The sequence below is a fragment of the Vibrio neptunius genome, from assembly GCF_000967495.1.
Lineage (GTDB): Bacteria > Pseudomonadota > Gammaproteobacteria > Enterobacterales > Vibrionaceae > Vibrio > Vibrio neptunius.
The window spans coordinates 20,065-30,862 of record NZ_JXXU01000027.1 but is presented as its reverse complement, the minus strand read 5'-3'; the positions used below and the strand labels follow the sequence as shown (position 1 = coordinate 30,862).

Here is a 10,798-nt window from a genome sequence, read left to right as displayed (position 1 = left end):
CCAAAACGAAAAAAGACGTCTTCGGACGTCTTTTTTATTTGTTAGTGAACACAAGAGCCGCTTAGGTGCTTAGTGGCAGGCCTTTTTGGTGTGTGCCCCGAATCTCTCACGCTTTATCTCAACGCCACGGGCTCCTTGTTTGTGTTGCAGCTTCGGCTATTTAAGAAATCGAGTTGAGTTTTGATCTCTTTTTCTAATTCACCGACATAGATTAATGATGTCTCGATATTGGCGTATTTTCCGCTTCTGCTTGCACTAAACCAATTAAATGACCCCACCGCCATATACCGATCATCCGCAAAAACGCTTTTACTATGAACACCATTGATCACATTGATAACGATACCAAGCTGTTCCAAGGTCGCACAGCAATGTTGAAACGCTTTTACTTTATTGGTATCCGGTTGGTTTGCGACCGTGGTATTGAAATGTCTGTCTGTGTGTATGGTTATCTGGACACCTTTGTCCAACGCTGCTTGTAGTCGTTCCAACTGCCCAGTTGATTGCAGTTTGTCTAGCAGCAACCAAGGCGAGACGATATCTATTTGTCGTTGAACTTCACTCAGCAACTTTGATAAGAACGCATCATGCTCTTCGGCATTGGTTAGCAGTTTCGGATGGCCGCATATTTGTAACAAATCAGGGCGTTGACCAATACTAAACTCAAGCTCATTTCGCTCATCAGTGAAAAGATACTTGGCGAGTAATCCTCGTGGAGAAGCTGAAGACGCAGCTTCAATGATATCCAAATCACCAAACACCAAGAATGCATCTTTGGCTCGTGAGACGGCGACATTGAGCATTGACGGGTCCATATCGATAAACCCGCCGTCGTTGTGTCTGGTGTACACCTGGGAGAAAATAATGATCTTGCGTTCAGCACCTTGAAGAGAGTGAACGGTGCCAACGGTCAGTTGGCCATCCTCCTTACCTGCTTTGATATCGTACTCACCACACGCGGTCTTGATCTGGTTCACTTGAGCTGAAAATGGAGTAATGATACCCACACATTTGGCCAGTGGCTCGCCGTAGTAATTCTCTATTTCAGCCTTATTCGCATGCAACCATGCAGCAATAGTTTCTGCTTCTAACTTATTGCGCCGACTGCCGCTAAATGATTCTGCGATACCGTCGACGTGCAAATGACTGAAAGGAGAGTAAAGGCTGTCTTCGGTCGCTTGTCCTCGCTTGGGGAGCAGAATACCCTGATAACACAGGTCATTGCAGTATGAGATTAATTCATCGTAGCAGCGTCTATGTTCTTGCAAAAACATTCCCGGCTCAGCTTCCGGCATATAATGAAATCGGCTTGCTTGTTGCGCTACATGCATCACACTGCCAGTCACGACACTTCTGCCCTCCTCTTGAATGACTGTGTATTCATCATCAGAGCTGATCACTTTATGCTGCTTTAAATTGCCTCGGTCAATTGATGAGCACACATTTCTGATGGGCGGAATTTGGTAAATATCACCAATCACCAGCGCTTTTTTGGCAAAAGAGAACGAAGCAGCAGCGACTTCTGGAGAAACTTGGCCTGCTTCGTCAACGATTAAAAGGTCGATTTCATTGAACAGATAGTCAGTTTCAAATTCATTATTCCCAACGTGAGACTGGTAAGTCATGTGAGAAGGCAGAGAATGGAACGTCGATACAATGCAAGGCGTGAGCATCATTCGACGTTGCCAGCGAGGACGTACCGTTTTCAAACCTGTTTTCCGGGCTTGCTTGTTCAGCTCTTGGCCTAAATCTCGACAACTCAGCAGCCAGCATGCTTCCCAGTAATGGACAGCTAAGCGGAACATTCGAAAACGGGTCGTGATATCTAAAACCGAATCGATATCGGCCAGTTGTGGAATAGCTTGATCTAGAGAGCCTTGAGCAAAGTCATGGATAGCATCAAGCCAATTCAGTTTTGATTGCTCAAACTTTTGATACTGATCTAACCAAGATTGATATTGATTTTCTTGCTCATCAAAATCGTCTTTTTTACTAGAAAATACTTGCTTGAGTAAGGTTTCAAACTGCTCTGATGATAGATTTTTAATTTGCTCTTCATCGTGCTCAATTAGGTTAAAAATGAAGTTCCTACGCTGAAGTTCAAGTTTATTCTTGATTGGCGGCAACCACTTAAACAGAGTTAACCATATCGATTCATCGCTGAGGTAAGTTCGCCACGCAGCTAACTGTTCTTTAGCGTTATCTTTCAATGCTTGTGCATTAGAAACGGCTTGTTGTTGATCTGCCAACGTTTGTTGGGGGTTGTCCCCCAGCAGAGAATGGATGTCACTCAGTTGGCGGTTGTAGTGATGCCAATTGTTTTGGATGTGATCTAACTGGTTTTGATGTTGGCGCAATTCGGCCAAGAGATACGCTTTAACTTGCGTTACATCGGCAAAATTCTGTTGTGGAAACGCCTGTTTTGCTCTATCCAAGTAATGAGCTTGGGCTTGATCAAGAAAATCCAACTGCTCGATTTTTTCATAAAAATGATTAGTTTGATAACTTTTGGCAGCTTCCGATGCTCCATACGCTGATGGTAGGTAGCCACCATAGCTAAAAATATCGGGTAACCAGCGGCCTGATAGTTCATCGTCGCCTTCATCGAAGTCTTTACCAAAAGCATCAATGATGTTGGTGACTGCTTGATTGTTAGTCGATGCCGCAATAATTAGCGGTGGCTGACTCTCTTTTAGCGCAGCTTCAATCCACAGTGACGCCACGACAGATAGAACAAACGTTGTTTTACCTGTGCCAGGAGGGCCATTTACCGCAAGAATATCGCCTTCTTGCATAGCTAAGGTATGAGCCAAGGCATCGCATTGCGCTTTAGCTAACGGAAATTGACTATTTGAGTGGCCAAAACGCGAATTCACTGTCTGGGAAACATCAATACATTCATCGTGGTTGGTGACTGTTTTTTCCGCATAACTATCAAGCAGAGGCACGGATGCGCTTGAATTACTCAGGCTATCGTACAGTTTTAGAATATGCCTTGAAGCTCCCAAGCAATCGCTGATTTTGTTGACTAATCCGCGATTTTCAATGTCTTCGTAGAACTGATCGATTCGGTTTCTATCGCAGTAATCGGCAAAGAGTTTTTGGGTGAGTACGTAGTAGTTGCTCCAATCTTTTTGATGCTTCTGATACTCTTCTTCTTGTTTGAATTTGGCTGGAATACTCTCATCAGACTGCGTTGGAAGTTCATTGACTGTCAAAAATTCATCGAGCTTTTCGACGTCAGCGATCGTAAAGGTGTCATTGCCTTGAGGAGCGAGCAAATCACGAGGTATGTATGGCGTGCCGTGGGGAAACAGTAGTCCTTCACGATTGACCCATAAAGAGCACACAATTGGTGCCAGTACGCCAGGCATATTGCCGCTGTAATCTTTGCCATGAACTTTCCGAAGGTAATAGGTAATCGGTCGATGATGAATTTGTACGGCGGTTAGGGTATCTGGTTCATTACGAAACAGATCCTCTAGCAATGCAGAATTAGGTTTAAGCTTACCTTCTTTGAACTCGTCGGTTGTCACTCGCACATAATTCTTCAGATCTTGCTTTTTTAGTCCACCTTTCGCGCTTTCGGCATCGGCAATAGAATTACGCCAATAGTGAATCCAGCCCTGGTTATTCATACTCGGTCCTTGAAATATTCGCGTTAAGTGTGTGATTTTAGTCGAATCTTCTATTGTTATTGGAGTGTTTTTTGTTAGAACTTTGAACCGTTTCTTACTCCGCGATCTTTGAACCATGCGGATGATGACTATTCGAGTTCGAGATCAACTCTATTGTTTGGCGTCAACCCTCAGACAAGGTGTAACCACCTGATCCATTGGGTTAATTAATAATCAAAGAAAAGGAAAAGACTATGTCTGATCAAAACAACGCAGTCGATGGCATCCAACCTTCATCATCCCCTGACCGAGTAGATACAAAAGTCGCGGACCAAACCATTAGCCCTTCAATGCAAAGCCTAAACCTAGAAGGCCTACGCGACCGTTCTGAACTGTCAAAAATGCAGGTACGTGAGTTCACCCATACGGGCGCGACACAGACGCAAGCGACCTCTAACGCTATGACACAAATGGCTGCAGCAGGCGCCAAAGCCGTAAACTACATCATGGATGGCGGCAAATAAGGCGACAGTAATTTAGGGACAGGCACCAAGATTCTGCATTACTGACAAACCGAAGCAAATTCACTTGATTCATGGCGAACCCGACACGCAAGCGCAGTTTGCATCTGAACTTAAAGCACTCGGGTTCGAAGTGAAAAACTACTCCGACTAACCAAAGCGAACAGCCTTAAGCTGTTCGCTATATACCCTTAATATTGGCTAAATGGCTGTTACCAGCTTGCCTCCTCAGCCCCTGACTAAATCAGGCGTTGGCTGGTGGTGGTGATTTGTCTCGCAAACTAAGCGAAAGCTCTATTATGAGTTCTAACAACGCAAGATTATGAAATTAAATTGATAGCAAATATCGATCGATTAAATCAAACACATCACCCATTCATATCCAATAAATTACCTATTAATTACTCAAATCCACCCTGCGTTTCGTTTTGAATATTTAAATTAAACACAGGGAAAACTAAAAAATGGACAAGCAATTTAACGTTAAGGATTTTTTGCTCCTCATGGTCTTGACCACAGTAGTACTACTCCTTCTTGGCTGTGGAGGTTCAGACGAAGGAGGCAGCACCTCTTCATCAAACCCACCTTCTTCAGGTTCTACTAGACCAGCACCAGACCAAGGCGAGGAGCCCGTCCAATTAGAGCGGCTGACTCTTACCGCCTACCCGATTAAAACTAAGGGAACAAGTGAGATCACACTGATCACGGGCAGTGAGCAATCGTTTCTCGCTGTGGGTGAATACTCGAATGGCCAATCTAAAGTGCTAACCGAGGAATTAACGGTTGGGGATTGGCAATCCAGTGACACAGAGTTGGGCGAATTTATTCAATCGGGAGTATTGAAAGGTAAAGCGTCAGGCGTAGTAACCGTGTCTTTTAGCCAAGGTAACCTCACCAGTAACTCACTGGAAGTGACGGTTACCGACGCCACCATTACCGATATCACCATCACCCCTTCAGCGGTGATTCTTGCCAAAGGTCATCACCAACCGCTCACTGCCACCGCAACATACAGTAACGGCCTGTCAATGAATATCAGTGACTCTGTAACTTGGGTGTCCGACGACCCCTCTAAAGCCACCATCACATCACAAACCGAACACGGTTTACTCAACGGTGTGAGTGTCGGTTCTACCACCGTCACTGCAATAAAAGAAGGCATAACCAGCCAATTAGTAGACGTTGAAGTCACCAACGCCGTGATCACAGGGATTAGTGTCACACCCTCTGTGGTTAATATCGCCAAGGGGCAACACCAAGCGTTAACCGCCAATGCCATCTACAGTGATGATACCTCGTCGGATATCAGTGAATCGGTCACTTGGGTGCCTGTCGATAATAGTACCGCGACGGTCACCTCAAACGGGGTGTTATCTGGCGGCAAGGTCGGTAAGACGACCCTCACTGCGGTAAAAGACAATGTCACCAGCAACACGGTCGGCGTGGTGGTCAGTGATGCCGTGATCACCAGCATTAGCGTAACACCTTCTGCCGTCACCGTCGCCAGAGGGCAAACCCAATCGTTAACCGCCAACGCTATCTTCAGTGATAACACCTCATCGGATATCAGTAGTTCCGTTAGTTGGCGCCCTGTCGATAATCACACCGCTACGGTCACATCTAATGGTGTTTTGTCCGGTGGCAATGTTGGCATCACGACTCTTACCGCTGTCAAAGATGGGGTTGCCAGCAATACTGTTGACGTCGAGGTGAGTGACGCCGTGATCACCAGCATTAGCGTCACGCCACCTATAGTGACGCTCGCCAAAGGGCAAAACCAAGCGCTAAAGGCCACCGCCACATACAGTGATAACACTTCATCGGATATCAGTGATTCTGTTAGTTGGCGCCCAGTCGATAACAGTACTGCCACTGTCACTTCTAATGGTGTTCTGTCAGGAGGCAATGTCGGCACCACGACCCTTACCGCTCTCAAAGATGGGGTTGACAGCAACACCGTTAATGTTGATGTCTCTAACGCGGTGCTTACCGAGATCACCGTGAACCCTTCGATCATTAATGTTGCCAAAGGCCAAGAGCAACCGCTCACGGCTAGAGCACGCTACAGTGATGGCACTTCGTCAGATATCAGTCATTCCGTCAACTGGGACCCCATTGATACCAGCACAGTCACCGTCACCGCTAACGGCGTGTTAACTGGTAGCGCAGCCGGCCACACTACCCTGACTGCGATGAAAGATGGCATTACCAGTAATACCGTCGGCGTGGTGGTCAGTGACGCGGTGATCACCAGCATCAGCGTGACACCTTCTGCCGTGACTGTCGCCAAAGGGCAACACCAAACGCTCACCGCCAACGCCATATACAGTAATAACACCTCATCCGATATCAGTAATTCCGTCACTTGGCGCCCAGCCGATAATCACACCGCTACGGTCACATCTAATGGTGTTCTGTCAGGTGGCAATGTTGGCATCACGACTCTTACCGCTGTCAAAGATGGGGTTGCCAGCAACACTGTTGACGTCGAGGTGAGTGACGCCGTGATCACCAGCATTAGCGTCACGCCACCTATAGTGACGCTCGCCAAAGGGCAAAACCAAGCGCTAAAGGCCATCGCCACTTACAGTGATAACACGTCATCGGATATCAGTGATTCTGTCACTTGGAGTCCTGTCGATAGCAATACCGCCATTGTCACTTCAAGCGGGGTGTTGTCTGGCAGCAATGCTGGGAAAACGACCCTCACCGCAGTAAAAGATGAAGTCACCAGCAACACCGTTGATGTCGAAGTCACCAACGCCGTAATCACAAGGATTAGTGTCACGCCCTCTGTGGTTAATATCGCCAAAGGGCAACATCAAGCGTTAACCGCCAACGCCATTTACAGCGATGGCACCTCATCAATTATCAGTGACTCCGTCGTTTGGCGGCTCGATACCAACACAGCCACCATCACCTCTAATGGCGTGTTGTCTGGTGACGATATCGGCACCACGACTCTTACAGCGACAAAAGATGGCATTACAAGCTTACCCGTCGGTGTGGTGGTCAGTGAAGCCGAGCTTGTCAGTATCAGCGTCACGCCACCAATGGTGACGGTCGCTAGAGGGCAACACCAAGCACTAACGGCCACGGCCATCTACAGTGATAACACCTCTTCGGATATCAGTAACTACGTCACTTGGAACACCATCGAACCCAGCACAGCAACTGTCGTACCTGGAGGAAAAGTAACTGGAGTGAACGTCGGAACCACCAGCCTCACTGCGGTTAAAAATGGTATTACCAGCAATAGGGTCAGCGTCGATGTCTCAAACGCGGTGGTCACAGGAATCAGCGTGACACCTTCAGTGATCTCTATTGCGAAAGGGCAAACCCAAACCTTAACTGCTAACGCTATATACAGTGATAACACCTCATCGGATATCAGCGACTCTGTTACTTGGATTCCTTCTGATACCAGTATCGCAGTCGTCACTGAAAACGGCGTATTATCAGGCAGCAATGCTGGAGCCACTAGCCTCACTGCACTCAAAGATGGTGTCACCAGTCACTCTGTGAGCGTCGAAGTCAGTGATGCGGTGCTCACCAGTATTGACGTCACGCCCTCGGTGGTTAATGTCGCCAAAGGGCAAAACCAAACGCTAACCGCGACCGCCACATACAGCGATAATACCTTTTCAGATGTCAGTGAGTCCGTCACTTGGATCCCTATCGATACCAGTATCGCAGCCGTCACCGCTAAAGGCGTATTGTCAGGCAGCAATATCGGCACCACTACCCTCACAGCGGTCAAAGGCAGCATCACCAGCCAACCCGTCGACGTGGCAGTCAGTGACGCCGTGCTCACCGCTATTAACGTAACACCAACAGAACTCACTGTGGCCAAAGGGCATAGCCAACCTTTAATCGCCACAGCCACTTACAGTGATAACACGTCAGCGGATATCAGTGATTCTGTCACTTGGATTCCAGTTGATACCACTACAGCCATCGTCACTCCTCAAGGGCAAGTCACGGGGGTGGGCGTTGGCACAACCTCTGTCACCGCTAGGAAAGGCAACATCACCAGCAACACCAGTGATGTTGTTATCACCGACGCGATAATGACAGAGCTAACGTTGACGCCTCCCGCTGTCGGATTAATGCTAAATGCTACCCAACAGATGAAAGCCTCGGCCATATACAGTGATGGCACTTCGTACGATGTCAGTGACTCTGTCACCTGGTGGGCACCAATCGGCGCCGATGAGATCTCATTAACTGACGATGGTTTGGTCACTGGGGTCAAAACAGGCAGTAGTGGTGTCACGGCCACATACAACGGTTTTAGCCATAGTGTTGAAGCTAACGTATGCAATATCAGCAATTTAACGGGTAAGTGTATTTACACATTGAATGTCGGCAATAAGGATTTGTTGACCAACACCCCATCCATTGCGTACTTAGATAGTCTCAGCCTAGGCGGAAGCGCTCATTCGAATGGAACCAATGGTGAGTTTTATGTGTTCAAATGGCGACAAGCGGATGCGATATGCGCCAAATACAACGAATTCAAACTCGCTGGGCGAACAAACTGGCGGTTACCGACACTTAATGAATTGATCGATAATAATGACAAAAATCGAATCGTTCGCAATTGGTACCACAAAAAGAATCACTGGACTTCATCAGGAGGAGGATCATGGTGGGATGGCTACAAAAACGAAGAAAATCAACACCGTTGGGCTAGCTATCATGGCGACTCTTTTTCGTTCTTCGCCCCGTGTTTTTCTGAATATACGCTGTAAACTCGGAGTGATGTAGGGACAAACACCAAAAGCTTATACGTGGCCCGCCCCCTTATCGCTAAACAGCAGATGTAAGCGCAGCCAAAACGAAAAAAGACGTCTTCGGACGTCTTTTTTATTTGTTAGTGAGCACAAGAGCCGCTTAGATGTTTAGTGGCATGCCTTTTTGGTGTGTGTCCTGAATCTCTTCCGTCCTGAATCTCTTCCAGAAATCAAACAGAATGAGCACCAAACATGCTGATTTGTACTGCTCGTGTAGTGACCCAGAATGTGGGCATACCTTTGTGATGAATTTGTCTTATAGCCACACGCTCAGCCCTAGTGCGAAAACCACTGACCAACTGGCCATTAACCTTGTGAGGGCAATGTCACCGGAGAAACGGGCGGCACTTCAGGAACAACTGACCATGCTGTAGATTGCTCCATGGTTTCACCCTCTTCTTTAATTAACTCGATAAGTTTTTTTGCGCGGCGATAGCCTAGTAAGGCTTGGACACCATTGTTTAAAATGTATCCATAAAAAACACAGGGTAGGAACAGGTATATGTTTTTCAGCCCGTTTCCTGTAATCGCAACAGTCGCTAAATACGCGAAAATAAGACAAAACACAAAACTGAATAACGTTGTCAACGAGAGAAATAACACCTCCGCTCTTCTGAGCAATTTGCCCGCAGGTGCCAGTTGGCCTCTTTCAACCTTTAACCATCTTACCGTGCTGCGAAAATGCTCCCTAGGAAAAGATTCTTTTACTTTGGGGAACACCGTTTCAAACTGAACAGCCATCATGTATGGACATTTAAACCCCCACCCTCGGTTAAATTTAATCTGTTCTAGTCTCACTTCCATACCACAAGAAATTGGCTGACCAAGCCCTTTGATTAGTTTGTAAAACCCAATGTAGCTATAGTCTCTGATAGTTATCAAAGAGATATACGCCACATATAGAGAGAACAAAACAGACGCGCCAACTAACACAAAAACGACATGTTGTGAGGTCTCCTTTGACAAATCTAATTTTTCCAACAACTCCAGCAAATCGATAAAAGATTGTGAATTTGGTAATTTTAATTCAGTTTGCATCGCTATACCTTAAATCTTGGGCTTGCGGCCTCATCAGCCATCCGGATTATCGACTGGATCGCGGTGATTTTTTCATCATCCAAAAGATGAGCAAATCGTGGCAGCAGGCCCTCAAGTAGCACTCGGCCCGCTTCCTCCCTTCCCTCTTGTGCAGCACTAACGGCCACGCCATCAATAATGACATCCAGAGCAGATTGAAATAGTTGCTGTTCGTTAGACATACGAACCCCCTCACCAGTGACACCGAAATAATACTGTTTATGTATACAGCTTTCTAGTAGAGTTGTTAGTTCTGCTTCACTCATACTGCCAGTCCCCTTCTTTACGAGCAGCTGCTTCCTTATTCAACTAGACAACCAAGACAATGCGTATCAACTCATCTTTATCCATACCTATGCCAAGCTATCACGGGTTTAAAATGTCCAAAGTAGGCTGTGATTAATGAACCTTCGATTGATCACGTCTCGCATCAAATTTGATGTGCTCTATAATAGTCAATGAGGATAGTGGATAGGTATTGAGCCATATTGGTTAAAGTTAACACAAAGCTCATTGCTCATTTTGCCTGTCTTTAGTAGCATGTTTGTATATAACTTAATGGCACTCACAGCAAAGGACACACGTATGCTTGGATTTTTTAGATCTAAAAAGGATGAGAAACCCGATCGCTTGCTGGCATTAATGTTACAAAACCATGAGCGAGTGACAATCAGTCACAACGGCGTTGTAAGAGTAAACCTCGAAAATGAGGATGTAAAAAGAGAGATTCAAAAGCACATTGATAAACTCAAAGAGCTTGATGAACTAGAAAAATACGCCGTATAGC

7 protein-coding genes and 1 pseudogene are annotated in these 10,798 nt (G+C 46.4%); 5 read left to right on the top strand and 3 right to left on the bottom strand.

What is annotated here, in order from left to right:
• Positions 1-113 precede the first annotated feature (113 nt).
• Positions 114-3,638: an AAA domain-containing protein gene (locus TW84_RS10090; RefSeq protein ID WP_045975520.1), complete on the bottom strand. Its 3,525-nt coding sequence runs from the start codon at positions 3,636-3,638 to the stop codon at positions 114-116.
• Between the two features lie 233 nt (positions 3,639-3,871).
• Between TW84_RS10090 and TW84_RS10085 the strand changes: the two genes are divergently transcribed.
• From TW84_RS10085 to TW84_RS24065, 4 genes and pseudogenes are all read left to right on the top strand, one after another.
• Entirely contained in the window at positions 3,872-4,141 is a 270-nt protein-coding gene (locus TW84_RS10085; RefSeq protein WP_045975519.1) for a hypothetical protein, read from the top strand.
• A gap of 37 nt (positions 4,142-4,178) precedes the next feature.
• A pseudogene (locus TW84_RS25265) lies at positions 4,179-4,292 on the top strand (MBL fold metallo-hydrolase RNA specificity domain-containing protein); the annotation flags it as partial.
• A gap of 310 nt (positions 4,293-4,602) precedes the next feature.
• The gene (locus tag TW84_RS25045; protein ID WP_052707907.1) at positions 4,603-8,892 is read left to right on the top strand and encodes an Ig-like domain-containing protein; all 4,290 of its coding nucleotides are present in this window, start codon (positions 4,603-4,605) and stop codon (positions 8,890-8,892) included.
• 221 nt (positions 8,893-9,113) lie between these two features.
• Positions 9,114-9,308, top strand: a complete 195-nt coding sequence (locus TW84_RS24065; RefSeq protein ID WP_084720211.1) for an ogr/Delta-like zinc finger family protein — start codon at positions 9,114-9,116, stop codon at positions 9,306-9,308.
• Here TW84_RS24065 and TW84_RS10075 read toward each other — a convergent pair.
• The gene (locus tag TW84_RS10075) at positions 9,241-9,972 is read right to left on the bottom strand and encodes a hypothetical protein (RefSeq protein WP_045975518.1); all 732 of its coding nucleotides are present in this window, start codon (positions 9,970-9,972) and stop codon (positions 9,241-9,243) included. The genes TW84_RS24065 and TW84_RS10075 overlap by 68 nt on opposite strands.
• A gap of 2 nt (positions 9,973-9,974) precedes the next feature.
• Positions 9,975-10,277 (bottom strand): hypothetical protein, encoded by a 303-nt coding sequence (locus tag TW84_RS10070; RefSeq protein WP_045975517.1) that lies wholly within the window; start codon positions 10,275-10,277, stop codon positions 9,975-9,977.
• 319 nt (positions 10,278-10,596) lie between these two features.
• Here TW84_RS10070 and TW84_RS10065 point away from each other — a divergent pair, with 319 nt between their 5' ends.
• On the top strand, positions 10,597-10,797 hold the full coding sequence (locus tag TW84_RS10065) for a hypothetical protein (RefSeq protein WP_045975516.1): 201 nt from the start codon (positions 10,597-10,599) through the stop codon (positions 10,795-10,797).
• Position 10,798: the final 1 nt, after the last annotated feature.